Genomic DNA, 21074 nt, shown 5'->3' on the forward strand with positions numbered 1-21074 from the left:
CATAGATTTATTTCTGACATACTACGAAAAACAGACATATATAAGTATAAAACAGAGGTATATTCGACATGAATTCCTATTAATTATTCAAATTCTATCAGTATTTGTTTAGCTATCTCGAATGAAGAGAGAGAATGAAAGAACTTGTCACATCCATTTTGTAAACTATAGGAGTTAATTATTTATATCTTTAGTATTTCATATGCTGATTCAATCCGTTTTCAAAATTGACTATTCCATCCCCATTATGCGTCTTTCTATTAATCAAATGCGTCTACTTAGTGGGATTATGCGGCTTCCTTGAACAAAAAAATGCACCTGTTGACTAACCAAATGCGTCACCATAGAGAATAAATTCGTCCACGAAAGCTAAATAATAGTGGAATAGCATGTTTAACGGTAAGAAACGTCCCAGTCACATTAATATCTATCGTTTTCTTCCAGTCTTCCACGTCCATCGCCTCGATAGAATTAAGTACGCCAACGATCCCTGCTGCATTAGCAAAAACAATGTCAAGACGCCCCCATTACTGATCAACCGCATCGTAAGCCGCTTCAACATCAGCATGATTTGCTATATCACAAGGTATTCCCATTGCATTTTTGACTATTTTCTCAACCTGTCTAACCGCTTCCTGATCTAGGTCATGAATGCGACTTTTGCACCCTTTTTAGCTAGACGAATCGTAGCTGCATGTCCCATTCCAGAGCCACCACCGGTAACAAATGCTACCTTTTGTTCTCCCATATACGTCCCCACTTTCCTTTATCAGTTAAAATCTATTTATATTATAAACAACGTTCCTTTATCTATTCGAAATGGCTAGTTTAAGCGTTTGATTAAGTATTTAATGCAAAAAAATAGGCCCCCATCCATATGGAAACCTTGTATTCTTTCTTACCGTTTTAACCTGATTTAATTAGATCAGATGGTGTACATCCAGTAATCCGCTTAAAGATCTGACTGAAATACTGGGCATTATCACCAAATCCCAATCGCTCTGCTAATTCAAAAACTTTTATATCGTCTTCTTTTTCAATAATGTTGACTGCCTTCTCAATTCTTGTTTTAGTTACATAAGAAGAGAATCTTTCCCCCACTTCTTTTTTAAAAAGCTTTCCTAAATAATCAGCATTCATAAATAACTTTTCACTAGCGATCCATTGCAGAGATAAATATTGGTTTTCTAAATTTCGTTCTATTTCTTCCATCATTCTAATCACAACAGCCGAATATTTAGACCCTTTTTCCCGTTCATTAATTTGAATAATGTATAAGCAAACTTCTACAAAAAACTTTTTAAATTCTTGAAGTGTCTTCATATCTTCTAATCTAGAAATTTCTGTTAAATAATCCTCCTGATAATTACGGACACTTTTTTTTGCGATAGCCAGGTATAACTGAATGAAATAGGACTTTACTAAACTAGGCTTTATCCTCAAGTGTTCAATTTCCTTAAAAAAGTCATTCAATTCAACTTTCAATTCCTCATAGTGTGAAGACTTGATCAGCAAAATGATTCGGTTCCTATCATATTGGTACAAGACCTTATCATTATTATTCAGTTCTAATTGATTAGTTGGTGAGATAACACTTCCTGTCCCTAGATAAAAGAGCTGTTCTACTTGCTTCAAAATAGAATAATACATCTCATTCATGCTGGAGATATCTCCAATACGACTTACTATTATTGCTACACCCTTTTTATCCGGATCCTTAAACTTGCTTTGAACTTGATTGAGTAACATAGTAAGCCTATCTTCTGAAATGTCGTTATTCAATAATACAATCAGGTCATTTCCAATTCCCGTATAAGTGACAAATAAGCTTTCGCCTAGAACTTCTACTATCAATTCTTTTAATAGGGCTATTCTTTGAAATTCATAGGGACTCTCTAGATGACAAAGTAGTAATCTGACATTTCTTGTGTCTCCCAGACTAGCCTGCAATAAAGTCTGAAATTGTTCTACTTTAGAAAGGGGCGCAACTCCATTTGTTAGTAGTTCCTTAAACATCACTTCTTGCTCTTGATAACTAAATTCATCAGCTTTTTTTTCTATTTCTTGCATATAAATAGACTTCTGCTTTTGTTCATCTAGTTCTTGAACAAGTTCCATCAATGCTTGTTTTATTGACGTTTCATTAGAAGGTTTTAATAAATAATGTTTCACACCAAATCGCATCGCTTTTTGCGCATACTCAAACTCACTGTACCCTGATAAATAGATCCATTTAATTGTTGGATAATTTTCTTGTACTTTTTCTATTAGTTGAATCCCATCTAAGCCTGGCATCGTTATATCACTAATGACGATGTCCGGTTCATTTTCCTCAATAAACTTCATGGCCTCTAGTCCATTCATTGCCGTACCAGCCAATACAACCCCCTGGTTCTCCCAATCAATTATGGTGGAAATTCCATCCAGAATCATTCGTTCATCATCAACTAATAGCACCCTGTACATATTCTCCCTCACTTTCATAAGGCAATGTAATGTGTACCTTCGTTCCCACATTGACTTTACTCTCAATTTCTATTCCATAATGACTCCCTAACAAAAGGTTAATTCGATCATTGATATTGTTTATGCCAATACCAGTACCTTGTGGCTCAAAATCCCCTTTAAATATTTTTGATATGAATGCTTCATCCATTCCTGGTCCATTATCTTCCACTGTAATTTGAATGTTATCCCCAAGCTGTTTGGCTGTTATAGAAATCTTGCATGTACCGATCATTTTTTGTAAACCATAACGAATCGAATTTTCTACTAATGGTTGAATGATAAACTTGGGTACAATGCATGTTAAAAAAGAGGACGGAATATCTGTATGAAACTCTAATCTTTCTTCAAAGCGATAAGATTGAATGGTTATATAACTTTTTACAACAGAGAGTTCTTTTTCTAATGTTATTAACGAGTCTCTCATGCTAATAGAAGCATGTAATATAAATCCAAGTGATTCTGCCATACTTGATATTTTATGATGACCTTCTACTTTAGCTGACCAATTAATAGATTCTAAGGTGTTGTATAAGAAATGAGGATTAACTTGTGCTTGAAGTGTCTTAAATTCAGAATCTTTAATAACGAGTTGTTTTTTATAATTTTCCGCAATTAGTTGATTAATTTGATTCATCATCTTTTTGAAGTTATTATGCATTTGCCCCGTCTCATCAAGTGGCATGGCAATCTCATCATCTTCATCATCTAATTGAAGATTACCCGTTTGTACCTTTTCCATTTTTTTATTTAACCCTTCAATAGGTCTAATTATACCGTTAACAAACCTGATGCCTAAAAACATTAAAATAATAAATAGTAAAATATAAACGATCATAACGGCTACTTGCACGGTTGTAATGGCATGAAACATACTGTTATAGGGTGTCACAATCATATAGGTCCATTTTGTATGCTTGGCTGGACTGTACGTAATAAAATATCTTTCGTCTTTATCTTTGATGATGTTATATCCTTTTTCACCTTTCATACTAGCTGAATAGACAGGAGATAATTGCTCTTCAATAGGAAACACTTGACGGTTATGTTCATCGAAAATAGCTAGCTGCGCGTTTTTCTCGTTCAACGTGTTGGAAAAATCATTCACAATCTCAGGTACATTCATTCGGACAGCAACCATACCAAGTGGCTCTAATGATAAGTCAAAATAATAACGAACCTGTCTTGCCACGACAAAAGCCGAATCAGACTCATCCGGAAAAACCCATTTAAGCCCACCTTGCCTCGCTGCAGTTTCTTCTTTTATGTCCAGTAATCGATCTTCACGCAACATATCGATATCATTACCTGATGCATACTCCTTATCATTCAAATCATACACCTGTATGGATTCCACATAACTTTTTAAGGCGCCAATATCCAGTAATCTCTTCCTCAGCTCCATTCCAATTACATATTCTTGAAAGAAGTTGCTCTCGCTGTTTGCTAGCTGTACTAGATAGTTTTGTACATAAAAATCTGTTGCTACCTGATAGGATAATTGCTCCATCTTTTTAAGCTCATTCTCAATCGAATTAGATGACACTCGTAAGGATTGGGCGGTTTGCCGAAATATCTCCTTGTTGTAAACATGGAACGCATGTTGCAAAATTGCTAAACCACCAATACTAAAAGCTAACAAAATAAAGGAAATTAATAAAAACATTTTGTGCTTAAGACGCAGATTAGAATAAACGGTCTTTATCCTTTTGAACAAATGCATCCCCCCTCTATATAGAAGTTATGAACAAATGTAATCACTCTCGGATGGTGTTTAATAGTTGGAAGTTTGTTAGGGCTTCTTAGAGGTAACTGTTAGTGGAAAAAATAATTGTGACAGCGTTTCCATTAGTTTAAATTATAAGTATGGAAATCTTTTCCGTCAATGCTATTCATGAAAGTAATTAATTTATGATTTCTAAGAATTTATTTTCTATATAATTAAATAAATAGGGAAAGATATAACTGACAGCATTAATGATTTGAACATTTATTATCTGTTTTTTTCACAATACTACTGAATCTACCTTATACGTATATATTTTATTTTCAAAAACAAATCATATAACGGACTAAGAATCAATAACTTTAAATAAGTGTATTTATAGACAATATAGGTGTTTTCATCTATAAATATGCAACTTAACACAATATACATACGAACGTTTTTATGAAAAACTCTTATCAATTGACACACGTACGTATGAGTGTTACTATTTCTCACTATAGGAAACGGTCTCTAGGTAAATTATAGAAATCGTTCTGCGGAAGAGATTGATAGTGATAGTTTAAGAGGTAAGCCTGGCCTTACTATCAAGGAACCATGGCTGCTGATTAATAAATGGGCAATCTTTTTCAAAATATTTTTAAGGGAGAGTGTATAGATATGGCAGAAGAAATATTGAATCCAATTGTGTTACAACGGGCGGATCCCTTCGTCTATAAGCATACAGATGGGTATTACTACTTTACAGGATCCTATCCTCTTTATGATCGCATTGTACTAAGGAGAGCAAAAAAGCTCAATGATCTCCACGATGCAGAGGAAGTTGCTATTTGGTGGAAACATGATAGCGGTCCTTTGAGTGAATTGATTTGGGCTCCAGAAATTCATCGAGTGGATGGAAAGTGGTATATCTATTTTGCTGCAGCACCTGATACAAACATCGATGATAATACGTTTAATCACAGAATGTACGTTCTTGAAAACGCATCCGATAATCCGATGGAAGGAACTTGGGTTGAAAAGGGTGAATTCAAGACAGAAATGTCAACGTTCTCACTAGATGCTACAACCTTTAATCATAAAGGAGTACAATATTACGTTTGGGCGCAGCAGGATTTAGAAATTAAGGGACACTCCAACTTGTACATTGCAAAAATGAAAAATCCATGGTCACTCGCATCGAAACCAGTTATGCTGACCAAGCCTGAACTATCATGGGAAATAAAGGGATTCTGGGTTAATGAAGGACCAGCTGTTTTAGTTAAAAACGGAAAAGTATTCATCACTTATTCAGGTAGTGCTACTGGTGTTGATTACTGCATGGGACTTTTAACGGCCGATGCTGAAAGCGATTTATTAAATCCCGACTCATGGACTAAGAGTCAAGAACCAGTTTTCCAAAGCTGCCCAGAAAACGGACAGTATGGCCCAGGACATAACAGTTTCACAGAGTCTGAAGATGGTAACGATACCATCCTTATCTATCATGCACGAAACTATACAGAATTGGTTGGCGATCCACTTTATGAGCCAAATCGCCAAGCACGTGCACAAAAGATTGAATGGGACGATCAAGGGAACCCTGTTTTTGGTAAGCCAGTACCAGATAAAAGATGGACACCAAAAACACCAGAGGTTTTAAAGTAATTTTTTAAAATGTTAGGGGAAATCTATTTTGAATAATTTAAAACAACTTAAGTTTTGGAACTTTGGAGGAATCTATTACTTTTACTTTATGATTTGGGCATTAATATTTGCCTTTTTGCCATTTTGGTTAGATAAAACTGCAAATTTAGATACAAGTGTTTCCGGGCTAGTCTTTTCTGCGATGGCTGTTACAGCACTTATTTTAGAACCAATATATGGTATAGTACAAGATAAACTAGGATTGAAAAAATACCTATTTGGTTTTGTTGTATTATGTCTATTATTTATTGGCCCATTTGTCCAGTTTGCTTTTATACCATTGCTTAAAATGAACGCAATCTTTGGTGCCGTGGTTGGTGGCGCATTCCTAAGCCTTTGTTTAAACGGTGGTGTTGGAGTTGTGGAAGCATACATGGAACGCTCTACACGTGCTAGCAATTATGAATATGGTCACGTTCGATTATTCGGTTCACTAGCCGGTGGTACTGCTGCATTTGTTGGCGGAATTATGTTCGTTCGTAATCCTTATAGTATATTCTGGGCTTGTACAGTTTCCGCAATTATTCTTGGGGTGCTCTTATGGGCGCTTCGTGTTAAAAAAGAATATGTCGACGAACCAAGCACTTCTGGCAAGACTGAGGAAGAATCTCCTGTTACAAAAGAGAATATTTTTAAAGTATTTAGAAACAGAAGCTTCTGGGGATTCTGTCTGATTATGATTGGTATTGCGACCATGTTTGATGTTTTTGACCAACAATTCCCTAATTACTTTGCTAGCTTTTTCAATGATACTTCTAGAGGAGAGCTAGTGTTTAGTCGTATAGCCTCTGTCCAAGTATTTTTAGAAGCTGGTTTTATGGTATTAGCACCGTGGTTCATTAACAAAATTGGTGCTAAGAATGGTTTAATCATAGCCGGTATCGTTCTGTTTATTCGTGTTCTAGGATCTGCCTTTTTAACAGAAATCTGGATGCTCGCATTCTGGAGATTACTAGCAGCAATCGAAATGCCTCTAATGCTAGTTGCGATTATGAAATATATTACAGGTGTGTTTGATGTTCGTCTTTCCGCAACTGTATACATGCTTGGATTTAACTTTGCAAAGCAAGTTGGTATCACGATCTTCTCATCCGTAATGGGTTTTCTATATGGTGCAGTAGGATTCCAAAATTCGTATGTGATACTATCCTTTATTATTGTCGCCTTCGTACTAGTTGGCGCACTAATCATGCGAAGCGAAAAACACTACGTAACAGACCTAGCTCAAAAAACAGCGTAATGAAGGTGCCTGTCACCACCCGATATTTGTCGAATGATTTGTTGTTAAAGGGTCTGCCTCGGCAGACCCTTTTTGTTTTGGCTCTACTTTAGTATATTATTTTCTTTTAGATACTCTTTTGCCACACTGTATGCTGTTTTTTCCTCTACAGCTACTTCATAATTCATCTGTCTCATTTGATCATCTGTGATCTTTCCTGCTAACTGATTTAAAATCTCCTCTAGCTCAGGGTATTTCTCTAGTGTTTTTACCTTTAGTAAGGGTGCTCCTTGATACGGAGGGAATAGTTCCTTATTATCATGTAACACTTTCAAATTATACCTTCTTAACTCACTATCAGTAGAGTAAGCATCAATTAAATTAACATCTCCTTGTTCAATGGCCGCATACCGTAATTGAGGTTCCATTGTTATCAGGTTAGGGAACGTTAAGTTATAATGCTCTTGAATTCCTAAATAACCGTCCTCTCGATCAGTAAATTCCAAAGTAAAACCAGCTTTCACTTGATCTTCCACTGCTTGTAAATCAGAAATATTTTCTAGATTATATTCTTCCGCGAAGCTATTCGGTACTGCCAAGGCATACGTATTATTATATTTCATAGGCTTCAACATTTTTAAATCAAATTTCTCTATTAATCCATCATGAGCCATTTGGTAAACTTCTTGTTTGTTGTTACTAGAAGCTGTTTCCTTTAAAAATTGAGAAATTGCCGTTCCTGTAAATTCAGGATATATATCAATATCACCAGACTGCAGCGCATTAAATAGAAAGGAAGTTTTTCCAAGTGATGGTTCTAACTCAACCTGTATGTCAGTCTCTTCTTCGATTAAAATTTTGTACATATTTATTAAAATCTCTGGTTCTGTTCCCAGCTTTCCACCAATAACAAGTGTTTCATCATCACCCTTCATCATGTTTGGAACTACGATTAACATGACAGAAATTAGCCCAATAACAAAAATAGTAATAATAGATTGTTTGTAACTAAGCTTTTCCATTTTCCTTAATAATACATCAAAGATAATAGCTAGAAGTGCCGCCGGTATTGCACCCAACACAATTAATGCCGTATTATTTCGGTCAATTCCGAGTAATATAATATCACCTAACCCACCTGCGCCTATTAGGGAGGCAAGTGTGGCAGTTCCAACAATAAGCACCATAGCTGTTCTGATACCAGCCATAATCACCGGCATCGCTAACGGTATCTCTATTTTTATAAGTCTTTGCTTGGTATTCATCCCCATCGCCGTTGAAGCTTCAATTAGAGAGGAATCCACCTCTTTTATCCCTGTATATGTATTACGTAGAATAGGAAGTAACGCGTAAATAACCAAAGCAATAATAGCTGGGACCTTCCCAATTCCAAATAAAGGAATAAACAAACCTAGAAGTGCTAAGGAAGGAATCGTTTGGAATACAGCAGACATTCCAATTATACCTTCTGCTATTCTCTCTTTCTTCGTTAAAAAGATACCAAGAGGAATAGAGATAATCACAGCTAATAACAAAGCGATAAATGAAATTTGAATATGTTCAAACAGTGATTGAAACAATTGATCTTGCCTACTTTGAAAAGCTTGATATATATTAGACACTTTTTACCCCACCTTTTGCAATATTCTGCGAAAAATAGTGGATAATCATCTGACGGTTTACCTTGCCATAAATTTTGCCGTCAGCAAACACACTTATTTCATCTTCTTTTGACAACATTTCTAGCACTTCTTCTAATGTCGCTGATATATCGATTGCAGCTATAGGTACTGGATCCCCATCCAGCAATGACTCCGTGTATTGCTTCAAATCGAAATCTGAACCAAGTTTCTTGGATGATCCTACAAATTCCTGAACAAAATCATTTTTTGGTGCGTTAATAAGCTCGTCAGGTGCACCTAACTGAACAACTTCTCCGTTTCGCATCAAACAAATTCTATCAGCCAACTTCATTGCTTCCTGCATATCGTGTGTAACAAACACGATTGTTTTGTTTATTCGCTTCTGTAAGGATATAATGTCATCCTGTAATTTCTCACGGCTAATCGGATCTAACGCACTAAAGGGCTCGTCCATTAGGATAATGTCCGGATCTGCTGCTAATGCCCTAACAACCCCTATTCGTTGCTGTTCTCCGCCTGAAAGTTCACTAGGTGTACGATCACGGTAGATGGAAGGGTCTAACCCAACCATATCCAATAGCTCAGTAACTCGATCACTTATCTTATCTTTGTTCCACCGCTTCATTTCAGGGACAATGGCTATATTTTCCTCAATTGTCATATGAGGAAAAAGCGCAATCTGCTGTAATACATACCCAATATTCCACCTTAGCTCATGAATGTTATACTCACTTATTCTTTTATCATCAATAGAAATAGTACCATTTGAAAGTGGAATTAAACGATTCATCATTTTCAATGTAGTAGTCTTTCCGCAACCACTTGGTCCGATCAAAACAAAGAATTCACCCTTTTCCACATTAAAACTAATAGAATCAACAGCAGTCGTGCCATCTGCAAATATTTTCGTCACATTCTCGAATGTAATCATCATAATCTCCTTTGCCTCTGGGAATTTATCGTTAACCCATTCCCCTATACCATACCTCAAATAGTACATAAAGAAACATAATAGGGTGCCTGTCACCACCCGTTTTTTGTCGAATTAACACAAATATGCCGTTCTCCAAGTGTGTGAAAAACGGTAATTAATAATCATGTACGAATAATTTAAAAAATTATAAAATCATAAACACTATAATTAACGAAAATAATGGAGATTTGGCTTTAGATTTCTATCGCTCCTCCATTAATCCGTTTATACCCTCTTTGCTTGCCTAATTCTTCTACAAGCGCTAACGCAGCTTTATCCTTCGCTTTTGCTTCTATCATGATATCAGCAGACTGCCCGTAATCTTTCAATGCCTTTATAAATGGAAACGCAAAATCAAACGCAACATAATCAGCGTGTGCCCGCTTTAATTTCTCTGACTTTGGAGAGGACAAGTGAAACTTCGGTAGCCTCCCAGTCCCTTCCCATGTAGCAAAAATTCTAGGCAGTAATTCCTCAAAATTCTCATCACCAGGATTTGCCCAATGATGGTGATAATCGAACACACAAGGAACACCATGCTTCTCACAAACTTGAAGAGTTTCTTCTGCTGTGTACGTTTTATCATCATTCTCTAACGTAGTTTGACCACGAATCTGTTCATCAAGCTTGATAAAGTTCTGATTAAATCTATTTAGTGCCTCTTCCTTATTCCCATAAGCCCCTCCAACATGAATGTTCATAGAAGCATCCTTATGTAATCCCATTGCTTCCAACATTTGATAATGATAAGTCATGTCTGTTATAGCATTTGCTGTGACATGTTCCTGTGGACTAGTGAACAGCGTAAATTGATTTGGATGAAAGCTAACACGCAACTTATGTCCTTGAACTAAAGCTCCAATCTCTTTGAACAGTTTGTTAAAAGGTGTAACAAACTCCCACGCCACCTCTGGATGTGTAGCAAGTGGGACAATCGATGAGGACATTCGATATACATCAATGCCATGTGCAATATTGTAATGAAGGATACGAATGGTACTTTTTAAATTTTGTTCTGTGAGTTGGTACAGCTTTTCCTTTCTACTATCCTGATCTAATTTTTTCCAATTCGTGTATGTCAATGTTCTCGATGGCGAAGCTTCCCACAAAGAAAGTGCCGTTGAGACGTAACCGAATCTGAGTATCATAGTTTGACTCCCACCTACCTTTTCCTAATGAAAATAGTGTTTGTGAAAGAGGGCCTATTCATTCAACAAAGAAAAAAGTAGTGCCAGGTACCACTTCGGCTCCTGACACTACATAACAAAATAAGAATCTTTTATGATTGTTCCTCTGCTATAACTTTTTCCAACGCTTGTATAAAAACATCTGTTGGTTGTGCGCCATTTAGCGCGTATTTCTTATTAATGAGGAAGAATGGAACACCAGTAATACCGTACTGAATAGCTTGCTGTTGATCAGCACGTACTTCTTCCGCCATTTCATCACTAGCTAGCATTTTCTCTACTTCTTCTCGTTCCAATCCAACTTCTACTGCAAGCTCTGTTAATGTTTGATGATCACCAATATGCTTCGATTCCGTGAAATAAGCATATAGTATTCTTTCTGTCATTTCTATCATCAAACCATGTTTTTTAGCTAACATAGTCAGGCGATGAGCGTCGAAAGTATTGGTTAAGATAAGCGTGTCTAGATTATAATCCAAGCCTGTTTCCTTCGCCATTTGAACCATGCGTTGATTATTTTCTTTCGCTTGCTCTATGCTCATGCCATATTTTTTAGCTAGAGCCTCATCCATTTTTACGTTGACATCTCGTTCCATCGTTGGATCCAACTCGAAGCATCTATATGTTACCTCAATTGGGTAGTCAATCTTCTGAATAGCGTCCTCCAGACGCTTTTTGCCAATATAGCAAAACGGTCAAGCAAAGTCAGTCCACATTTCGATATGCATTACTATCCCTCCAATAAGTTTATATCCATTTTAGTATATTAAATAGAATTGATTTTTACCCTTAGGAAGACTTAATCAACTATTTTCAGCCATTATATCAAGGAAAATACAATGCCCATATAGAATTATTAATAGTATCTTTTATTAAAATAGATATTTTAAGGAGAGTGTAAGTTATGAAAAAAGCTTTAGTATTAGGTGGTACTAAGTTTTTCGGAACTTTTTTGGTACAATCCTTACTAGACAAGGGGTTCGAGGTAACTGTAGCAACAAGAGGGCTAACAAAAGACTCATTAGGGGATTCAGTGAAACGTGTCATTTGCGATCGTTCCGTCGAGCAAAGCCTAATAAACTGTTTTGAAAATACACAGTGGGACATCGTTTTTGATCAAATTTGTTATTCTTCTGAGGATGCACGGATTGCCATCAAAGCTTTTGAAGGAAAAACGGATCGCTATATAGTTACTTCCTCTCAATCCGTGTACGTGGAGACGAAAACAGAACCTTTGGTAGAAGAAGATTATAATCCCTATCGGAAAAGGATTGTTTATGCTAGCCGTGAGGACCTTTCCTATGAGGAGGGAAAGCAGCAAACAGAGGCCGTCCTATTCCAACAAGCTCCATTCCCTGTAACGGCAGTTCGGATTCCAATTGTACTAGGGGAGAAGGATTATACGGAAAGATTATTAACCTATATTAAAAAAGTAAAATATAACGAAGATATTTTTCTAACAAATCCTCAATCCGCTGAATTAAATTTTATTTCCGAACAAGAGGCTGGACACTTTCTAGCCTGGATGGGAACAGCTGACTTTACCGGACCAATCAATGCTTGCTCCATTGGATCAATTACATTACAGGACCTAATGGATTTAATAGAAGATGCCACTAATCAAAAAGTAAATTATACAAGTGAGCCTTCCTACTCCCCTTATAATGTAGAAGAACCTTGGACAATGAGCGCATCTAAGGCAACTAAGCTTGGCTATTCCTTCTCTAATCTAATGGACTGGTTACCCGACCTTATTCGGAAATTAGAAAAGAAAGTATAACTTGCTTTAATTTAAAATCAAAAAGTTAGACGATCATAAGCCTTTTAAAAAAGGGGATGACCGTCTAGCAATTATAGACATTCTGTTTTATTTCTTATTTTCCGCTAAAAAGGCTTCGATTTCCTCAACGGTGCGTGGAAGGTCTGGTGTTAAATTCTCATTACCCGATTCTGTTACTAACACATCATCTTCAATCCGAACACCAATACCTTCTTCCGGAATATAAAGGCCAGGCTCAATCGTAATAACCATACCATGTTCTAAGTCTCTGTCCCATATTGCACCCACGTCATGCGTATCAAGCCCGAGTGAGTGACTTACGCCATGGAAGTAATACTTTGAAATTTCTTCTGCTTCCTCAATTAAGCCAATCTTGATACATTCATCTGCAAGGAATTTACGAGTTTCTTCTTGTAGTTGTCTGTATGGAACGCCTGGTTTAACCATGTCGCTAACTTTATGAAGCGCACTAAGTACAATATTGTATATTGTTTTTTGACGCTCTGTAAACTTACCATTTACAGGAAAAGTAAAGGAAATATCACCACTATAATAATTCCATTGTGCCCCAAGATCAAGAAGGACAAGCTCTCCATCATTAACAACATCATCATTATCTTCATAATGTAGCACCGTTGCATTTTTCCCACTAGCTGTAATCGTATGGAAAGCATGATGTTTAACACCATTTGATTTCAGCACAAAATCGAAATAAGCTTCCAACTCATATTCCTTCATTCCAGGTTTTGCATGACGCATCAGATGCTTAATTCCTTCAGATGTAATGCGACCTGCCTCTTTTATTTCATCCACCTCTTCTTGTGTTTTGATAAGTCGTAAATCACAGATGGTGTGATAAGCATTATGTATCTGAAGCGACGGAAAGCGCTTTGTAAGTTCCCTTGCAAAGCTCGCAGCAGGTCTCTCTGGCGCATCCCATGCTCTTTTTTCCAAATCAAAATACACATGTTGATAAGACCTATTGAGAAGTTGCATTTGGATAAAGGATGTTAATTCATCGAGATAGTGAATTGTTTCAATACCAGAAGCAGATGTCGCTTGTTCTTTGGACATGCTTTCGCCAATCCATTTCGCCATAACTGGATCAGGCTTCTCGACAAACAGATGCTCTGTCACCTTCCCATTGTATTTCGTAAAAACTAAAATGATCTTAGGCTCATCAATCCCAGTTAAATAATAAAAGTTTCGATTCGGTACAAAAGGATGAAGCTGATCTGCAGAAGACTGTGGTGCTTCACCTGCAAAAAATAGAGCAAGTGACTTGTCTTCTAACGTATCTAAAAACCGCTTGCGATTGTTCTTGAAGAAAGATGTATCCATTAATTTTCCCCACTTTCTATGATTCTATATAAACTATATCACTTTTTTGAATCAGACCAAATAAAATAGATTATGTTAAATTACTGATTTGTTTGTTCGAATAATGATCCACCTAGACATAATTTAAAGTGGGAAAATTGATTTACACTATAACAATAGATAGCTATTCTCTTACTTAATTTTATTTAAGAGTAATAAAACAAGAGACCTCTAGTTATGAGATCTCTTGTTTAACTTTTTAATGAACCTTATTTTACTTTAAAATAGTTCTTTCTCTTAACCAAGTAAAAAATCCCACCAGCTAGAAGTAACATCAATCCTATAATCATCATGTTAAAGGTGTTTGTAGCTGTAGTTGGAAGTTCATGCTCCGAATTACCAGAGTTATTTTCAGTTTTTCCATCTGAGCTTTCTCCGGTATTATTTCCCGAGTTTCCTGGAGTTCCTGATCCTTCTCCTGAATTATCTCCCGGGTTTTCTGGAGTTTCCCCTGAATTGTCTCCTGGGGTTTCTGGAGTTTCTCCTGGATCTTCCTCATTATTTTCACTTATATCTAAAATTCTGCCTTCCACTTCTGTTGGAATAGAATCTAAGCTTACTAGGTATTCTCTAAAATTTTCCCAATCTGATAGACCTAAGTCTGTTACACGCCCTTCTTCATATGCTTTTGCGAAGACATCATAGCCGTCTCCACCTTTCGCTGTGAATGCATTTGTTGCAATTGTGTACATTTCTTCGTCTTGAACTTCAACGTATTTACCATCTTGATCTAGATATTCGATCGATATAACACGTTCCCCTACTGGTTTCGTTGAATCAAATTTCACCCTACCACCAGCCACGTGTAGGAACCCACCATTTTCTCCCGGATATTTACTGAAGCTTGTTTCAAAAGCTTGTTTTAACTCAGCACCAGTTAAATCCATTGTTGCTAAAGTATTACCAAATGGAAGAACAGTAATTACCTCACCAACTGTAATTGGGCCAGCATCAATTGCCGCTCGGATACCTCCACCATTTTGGAATGCCATCACAACATTTTCACCAGTGAAGGCTCTTGCTTTCTCAAGCATTCCATCTGTGATCAAGTTACCTAGAATCGTTTCATTTTTACGTACACTTGGGTTCGCATCATCTCCATTTGTACGTGGATTTTTCAATTCTTCTTCAAGTTCTACCCCAATTTCTTCTTGCGCCACTTGATCTACTTTCTCCTTATATGGAGCAAGGACCTTTATTGCTTCTGGATCTGCTTCCTGATCGCCGATCTCAATTAATTTACCAGTTTGCGTTAGAACTATGCCATTATTATCGAATTCTACATCTAGTACACCCAAGTTGCTATTACCACTACCCGTTTGCACGATAACGGTTGGCGTTTCGTCTTCTGCCACTACTGTAGGTTCTGCTAACGCTGTATGGCTATGTCCACCAACGATAATATCTATACCTTCTACTTGCTTGGCAAGAGTTAAATCATTATCGACTGCTGCATTATCATCATATCCGATATGTGTTAAAGCAATAATCTTATTAACACCTTGTGCTTCGAAAGCTTCAACAGCCTTTTCAGCTTCTTGAAGATAGTTTTCAAAAGCAATTGAACCTGGGCTAGAGATATCGACTGTTTCTTCCGTGGTTAAACCGAAGATACCTACTTTTTCACCTTTTACTTCTTTAATGATCCCATTGTAAATTTGTCCATCTTCAGCATTCGCTTTAATTAAGTCATTAAATACCCCAGCGAATTGCTGATCTTTTGAAAAATCAACGTTTGCACTAACAAATGGGAACTCCGCACCTTCGATAAAATCTACTAACTTCTTATGTCCTTCACCCGAAGAACCTAAATCAAATTCATGGTTACCAAATGTCATTGCATCAAAATCCATTAAATTCATCATAGATAGATCAGCTGCACCTTGGAATTCATTAAAATATAATGTTCCAGTAAATTCATCCCCTGCATGCAGCAGAAGTGCTTCCGGATCTTTTGTTCTTTCCTCTTTTACTGCCGTTACTGTCTTAGGCATATCGTCTAAAGATCCGTGTACATCATTTGTATGAAGAACCGTTAAATCAAAGTTATCCGTTTCAGTAGTTAAATCAAGTTGGGCTAATACAGGATCATGGTCACTTGCACGGCCATGCTCTTCCATAAAGGCTGAATTAATATGAACAATATCCACTTCAGCTTCTGCAGCTAGATTATTCGTTACTAACACGTGGTCCAACACTTGAGAATTACCTTGATAGTTATAAGTAAATCTTTCAGCATTAGGTACCGTTTCAATTAAACTAGTAAGGATATCACCTTTTAATGTTTGAAGGGGTTTTGAAAATTCAAAGTCATTCAAATCTCCCATTACCACTACATTTGCTTGCGGATTTTCATTTTGTACGTCTTGGATAAATCCATTCACAACATTAGCAATATCCAAACGTTGAGCTTCACTTCCAAGAACTGGTGGTTGATTTTTCCCAAAGATTGGTTGATCTCCACCTTTAGAGTTGAAATGATTGTTGATGACAATAACATCCTCACCATTAAACTCAAACTGAGCTGCAAGTGGTTTACGACTACTATCAAATGCACCATTAGTTGGGTCAATTCTTCCAGGGTTCAAAGTTAAAGATCCATTTTCATAACCAACTGCTTCTGTTGCACTACCTTTATCCCCCTCAGCCAGGGTAACTCGTTCAGGGTTGTACAGGAATCCTACACGGATGTTTCCGCCAGGCTGTCCACCATCGGCTTTATTTTCTGGAGCAATGTCTGTCCATTGATAAGTAGGACCACCATTAGCTTCAATTGCTTGAATAAGAGCTTCATAGCTTTGAGAAGCATCTACTGTACCGCTATCAGTAGGTCCATCATTATCTTGTACTTCCACTAACCCAAGAATATCGGGAGAGTGTAAGCTAGTAACGATAGATTCAGAGATCTTTTCTGTCTTTTCTGTTTCACCAGCATGATAGTTTTCCATATTGTAGGTAGCAATCGTTAACTCATCGTTTTCTTTTACTATATCTGTTACTTCTTGGTTATATTCGCTTTCGATAAGTTGAGGAAGTGCGTCAACGTCCGTTAAAATTTTAAAATTTTGATAAGTGTATGTGACGACACCATTAATTGTTCCGTCAAACCGATCACCTATTTTTGCAACAAAATCATAGTCATTAAATAATAGGTGTAATCTTTCTGGGTTTGCATTATCTGCTTGTAGTGGAACTCCACCAGGTGTAGTGTATGTCTTTCCTTGTACTCTTTCTGCAATGACAGGAACTTCACCATATTTCTGTGGTCCAACTGCAATTGGATCATTGACCGCAACATGCATTCCTTCGATACTTTCAAAGAAGTCGATGCCATCTTCTTCTGGATCAAATGTTCCAAATTGGTCATTATCCACTATTTGAGTTGGTGGGGTGATGTCTTCGCCGATAACAAGGGGAGCAGGAACAGGTTGTCCGCTAGCAATCACTTCAACGGAACTAGAATCTGCATTAATTTCTGTAGTAGCTAAATCTGTTTCTAACTTATCATCATACCCTGCGATAACCCACTCTTTAACTAGTCCGCTTACACTAACTTGATCGCCAACGTTTACACCGTGGTTATTTTTATAAACGAGAATACCTTCAGATGTATTTGGGTTGTTATCAGGACTTGGGTCTTGCATGTAAAAGTTATTAGCATCTTCTACAAACGTAACAATACCTCCCACATTTTTTACATTCTGTCCATCATACGGAGATTCGTGGGTAGCACCTTGAATTTCGTTAATTTTTAGCCCTTCTATCCCTTCGATTGGCTCATTATCTGGGATGGGGCCATCAAAACTATATTCCGAAACATTTTTAAGGCCTGGGATTGTAAAGTAAGCTTCTAGACTACCTTTGAGGTAAACTTCTTTTCCTAGTAAATCTGGATTGTCCTGTAAGTTTAGGGCGTCTCTTACCGATCCTTTCGGTAGTTGAACTGGAAGTAGTTTAGACGGATCTGTTTCACTTGCACTATCTGCAATCGCAAGGTTTGTACTTGTCTCAAATGGTGCATTATGTGTAAAGCTTGTTTTTGACTCAGTAGTACCAACAATATACCCCTTTACTACAGCGGTGCCAGTATTATTGTTGATTGCTTGCTCAACTGATATGTAACCTTCTTCTGCTGCATTTACAACTTGTGAAACTGGTGTTATATATCCTACTAGTAATGAGAATATAGCTGTAAGAATAAACCATTTTTTCTTGAATAATTTCAAAAAAATTCCTCCTCTAGAATTTTCTAGGTTTCTTTGGTCTCTTTAGTTTGGTAATTCACCTTGATATAAACAAGCAAATACTGTTTTTAAATAACGGCTTCTACGTTACTTAGTCCCCAAAACGAGGATTGTGAATTAATGCTCCTTCACCCCCATCACTTATTTTAAGTTTGTTAAATTTTATATCTTTTGGAATAAAATTCACTCTATTATCATACTATTCTTTCTATTGCATTTCTTTAAATATTGTAAAATAATACATTTTTTTACAAACTTTTTACATTCTGTTAAATTTAGGAGAAAAAATACATGTTTTTTCTAAATGAACTGTCCTTTGAAATAAAGTTCTCGCCTCCTTGGGGGTCAATAATTGCATACCATTATTAAATCGTTTATGATTAAATCGTAAGCGATTTAAATGAAACTAGGAGGAATCATGATGACAACTGTTTATGACTTTACCGTTAAAAAGCCAAATGGATCTGAGCAATCTCTTAAGGATTTTGAAGGCAAGCCGCTACTAATTGTGAATACTGCTAGTAAATGTGGGTTAAAAGATCAGTTTAAGGAACTCCAGGAAATCTATGATAAACATAAGGATGATGATCTTATGATTTTGGGATTCCCATGCGGTCAATTTAACAACCAGGAATTTGATAATATAGAGGAAACGACAGAGTTCTGTCAATTAAATTATGGTGTAACCTTTCCTATGTTTGGCAAGATTGATGTAAATGGGAAAAATGAAGATCCCTTATTTAGTTATTTAAAGTCAGAAAAAGGTGGCGTCCTATCAAAAGAGATAAAATGGAACTTCACAAAATTTTTAATTGATCGAGATGGAAACGTAGTGGAACGTTATGCACCAACAACAAAACCAAGTAAAATAGAAAAAGATATTATGAAACAACTATAAATTCAAAGGGGATGAGTTCTTTGAAGGATTTTTTAACACTAGATAATCAACTTTGTTTTGCCATTTATGAGGCTAGTAGTCAATTTACTAAACTATATGCAAAAGTGCTTCATCCCTTTGGTATTACGTATCCCCAATACTTAGTTTTATTGGCACTTTGGGAAAAAGACGGACTTACGGTCAAAGAGTTAGGCGAGCGATTAAATCTGGGTACTGGAACATTAACACCCATGATCAAAAGAATGGAAGCAAATGGATGGGTTAAAAAGGAGCGTAACACTATAGATGAACGGAAAGTTTGCGTTTTCTTACTGCCAAAAGCTTTTGAAGGAAAAGATGCCATCAATCAATCTATCGCAACTGAAGTAAATTCATGCAATATCGAATTAGCCGAATATGAGCAAATAATGAGTCAACTAAATATTCTTCGTGATAAATTGGTGAATCGAAATAGAAGATAGTTTTGTAGGAACACATAGGTTAACAACTTCCTAAAGTGCAATCCCCAACCCTCAGATCAACTAGCCATAGGATGGGGATGACACTTTAAGGATTAGCAAGCATAGACACTGATATCTTTGACCATTAGTGACACCTTCGCTTTCACATATTCCTCGTTTGTTTCCCCCTTGTTCCTATAAAAAAATGGCATGTAGAAAATATTTAATGATGTAATAAATAATAATACAAACCCAAAACGCTATAAAATTTGCCACAAGCATAAGTAATTTTTTTAAAAACCAGTTATGTTTACTTAATTTTTCATCTAAATAGAGACCCCATCCAAAAAAGAATAAGGTTAAATATGTTAAGAACCTTGTAATTGGATTATATGGTTTATCAAAAATCCCTAATTTAAAATGGTCGACCATTATATTACCTAGTAACACAATTAATATACTCATCCCTATTTGTATTCCAAAATAGTAAACAATTAATCCACGGATAATTTCTATAGTTTCATATGTCATATAATCAACATTCCCTCTAGTCAATCCTGATTTCTAGATTTTTAATTAAACAACAACCTACAAACCCTTTTCCAATACTAGACATTCCATCTTTAACTGCCGCACCTATACTTCTTTTTGAAATATATTATCAAGGTTAATAATATTTAATATTAAATTTTGCGTTTTACATAGGTAAATATAGGAAAAGCTAGAAGTAGTAACCATATACAATTATATTTGAAAGGAGCAATAAAATGAAGAACCTTATAGGTATAGTAGGCACAAACTCAGACAATTCTACTAACCGTCAGTTGCTACAATTTATTCAAAAACATTTTTCGGGTAAAGCTAATATTGAAGTTTGTGAGATAAAGGACTTGCCTGGTTTTAATAAACCGAAAGATAGGGAGGCACCTGTTGAGGTACAAAAGCTTTCAGACAAAATTGAGGAAGCAGATGGCGTCATCATCAGTACACCTGAATATAACCATTCCGTACCAGCAGCATTAAAAAGTACGCTGGAATGGTTGTCCTATACGACTCAGCCACTTATCGATAAAGCCGTCATGATCACTGGGGCTTCTTACGGAAGACTAGGTTCGTCCCGTTCACAAGCCCACTTACGGCAAATGCTTGATGCACCTGAATTAAAAGCACGGATTATGCCAAGTTCCGAGTTCTTATTAGGTTTTTCCTTACAAGCCTTTGAAGAAAACGGTGATCTAAAGGATAAAAGTAAGATAGAAGAGCTTGAGGGGATTTTTGATGACTTTATACAATTCGTTGATATAACAAATCAATTAGTTAACGCGAAAAGCACTCATAAGAAACAAGCACAACAATTCTCATGGGAAGACCATTAATACAAGGAGGTATTTAA

The 21074-nt window shown here is 36.4% G+C and carries 15 protein-coding genes and 1 pseudogene; 6 read left to right on the plus strand and 10 right to left on the minus strand.

The genetic code is table 11. The annotated features are described in order from the left end of the window. Positions 1 to 338: 338 nt before the first annotated feature. The 3 genes and pseudogenes from H7K77_RS21835 to H7K77_RS17305 all read right to left on the minus strand — a co-directional run. A pseudogene (locus H7K77_RS21835) lies at positions 339 to 515 on the minus strand (SDR family NAD(P)-dependent oxidoreductase); the annotation flags it as partial. A 391-nt stretch (positions 516 to 906) separates the two neighbouring features. After that, complete coding sequence (locus tag H7K77_RS17300) at positions 907 to 2484, minus strand: response regulator transcription factor (RefSeq protein ID WP_222599429.1); 1578 nt, start codon at positions 2482 to 2484, stop codon at positions 907 to 909. Further along, a complete protein-coding gene (locus H7K77_RS17305) occupies positions 2444 to 4228 on the minus strand; it encodes a cache domain-containing sensor histidine kinase (RefSeq protein WP_235988979.1) in 1785 nt (594 codons plus the stop codon). Before H7K77_RS17305 ends, H7K77_RS17300 begins: the two co-directional genes overlap by 41 nt. 663 nt (positions 4229 to 4891) lie before the next feature. On the opposite strand from H7K77_RS17305, the gene H7K77_RS17310 reads away from it, so the two are divergent. Together H7K77_RS17310 and H7K77_RS17315 are read left to right on the plus strand one after the other, a co-directional pair. After that, the gene (locus H7K77_RS17310; protein WP_186579659.1) at positions 4892 to 5878 is read left to right on the plus strand and encodes a glycoside hydrolase family 43 protein; all 987 of its coding nucleotides are present in this window, start codon (positions 4892 to 4894) and stop codon (positions 5876 to 5878) included. A 28-nt stretch (positions 5879 to 5906) separates the two neighbouring features. Next, entirely contained in the window at positions 5907 to 7157 is a 1251-nt protein-coding gene (locus H7K77_RS17315; RefSeq protein ID WP_186579661.1) for an oligosaccharide MFS transporter, read from the plus strand. Positions 7158 to 7240: 83 nt separating this feature from the next. Here the strand turns inward: H7K77_RS17315 and H7K77_RS17320 are convergent, their stop codons facing one another. The 4 genes from H7K77_RS17320 to H7K77_RS17335 form a co-directional block, all read right to left on the minus strand. Next, on the minus strand, positions 7241 to 8758 hold the full coding sequence (locus tag H7K77_RS17320; RefSeq protein WP_186579663.1) for an ABC transporter permease/substrate-binding protein: 1518 nt from the start codon (positions 8756 to 8758) through the stop codon (positions 7241 to 7243). Beyond that, positions 8751 to 9710 (minus strand): ABC transporter ATP-binding protein, encoded by a 960-nt coding sequence (locus H7K77_RS17325; protein WP_186579665.1) that lies wholly within the window; start codon positions 9708 to 9710, stop codon positions 8751 to 8753. Before H7K77_RS17325 ends, H7K77_RS17320 begins: the two co-directional genes overlap by 8 nt. A 236-nt stretch (positions 9711 to 9946) precedes the next feature. Further along, positions 9947 to 10900: a UV DNA damage repair endonuclease UvsE gene (uvsE, locus tag H7K77_RS17330; RefSeq protein ID WP_186579667.1), complete on the minus strand. Its 954-nt coding sequence runs from the start codon at positions 10898 to 10900 to the stop codon at positions 9947 to 9949. A gap of 131 nt (positions 10901 to 11031) precedes the next feature. After that, the gene (locus H7K77_RS17335; protein ID WP_186579709.1) at positions 11032 to 11622 is read right to left on the minus strand and encodes a DsbA family oxidoreductase; all 591 of its coding nucleotides are present in this window, start codon (positions 11620 to 11622) and stop codon (positions 11032 to 11034) included. Positions 11623 to 11843: 221 nt separating this feature from the next. On the opposite strand from H7K77_RS17335, the gene H7K77_RS17340 reads away from it, so the two are divergent. Then, on the plus strand, positions 11844 to 12719 hold the full coding sequence (locus tag H7K77_RS17340) for an NAD-dependent epimerase/dehydratase family protein (protein WP_186579669.1): 876 nt from the start codon (positions 11844 to 11846) through the stop codon (positions 12717 to 12719). 87 nt (positions 12720 to 12806) lie between these two features. Here the strand turns inward: H7K77_RS17340 and H7K77_RS17345 are convergent, their stop codons facing one another. Both H7K77_RS17345 and H7K77_RS17350 read right to left on the minus strand, forming a co-directional pair. Then, positions 12807 to 14060, minus strand: a complete 1254-nt coding sequence (locus tag H7K77_RS17345; RefSeq protein WP_186579671.1) for an aminopeptidase P family protein — start codon at positions 14058 to 14060, stop codon at positions 12807 to 12809. A gap of 248 nt (positions 14061 to 14308) precedes the next feature. Beyond that, on the minus strand, positions 14309 to 18325 hold the full coding sequence (locus tag H7K77_RS17350) for a 5'-nucleotidase C-terminal domain-containing protein (protein WP_186579673.1): 4017 nt from the start codon (positions 18323 to 18325) through the stop codon (positions 14309 to 14311). A gap of 439 nt (positions 18326 to 18764) precedes the next feature. Between H7K77_RS17350 and H7K77_RS17355 the strand changes: the two genes are divergently transcribed. Together H7K77_RS17355 and H7K77_RS17360 are read left to right on the plus strand one after the other, a co-directional pair. Next, on the plus strand, positions 18765 to 19241 hold the full coding sequence (locus H7K77_RS17355) for a glutathione peroxidase (RefSeq protein WP_186579675.1): 477 nt from the start codon (positions 18765 to 18767) through the stop codon (positions 19239 to 19241). A gap of 20 nt (positions 19242 to 19261) precedes the next feature. Further along, positions 19262 to 19702 carry a MarR family winged helix-turn-helix transcriptional regulator gene (locus tag H7K77_RS17360; protein WP_186579677.1) on the plus strand — a complete coding sequence of 147 codons (441 nt, stop codon included), beginning with the start codon at positions 19262 to 19264 and terminating at the stop codon, positions 19700 to 19702. Between the two features lie 174 nt (positions 19703 to 19876). Here H7K77_RS17360 and H7K77_RS17365 read toward each other — a convergent pair whose 3' ends face one another. Continuing rightward, on the minus strand, positions 19877 to 20212 hold the full coding sequence (locus H7K77_RS17365; protein ID WP_186579679.1) for a hypothetical protein: 336 nt from the start codon (positions 20210 to 20212) through the stop codon (positions 19877 to 19879). A gap of 236 nt (positions 20213 to 20448) precedes the next feature. On the opposite strand from H7K77_RS17365, the gene H7K77_RS17370 reads away from it, so the two are divergent. Next, positions 20449 to 21057 (plus strand): NADPH-dependent FMN reductase, encoded by a 609-nt coding sequence (locus tag H7K77_RS17370; protein WP_186579681.1) that lies wholly within the window; start codon positions 20449 to 20451, stop codon positions 21055 to 21057. Positions 21058 to 21074: the final 17 nt, after the last annotated feature.

Source organism: Aquibacillus kalidii (genome assembly GCF_014280935.1).
GTDB classification, from domain to species: domain Bacteria; phylum Bacillota; class Bacilli; order Bacillales; family Amphibacillaceae; genus Aquibacillus_D; species Aquibacillus_D kalidii.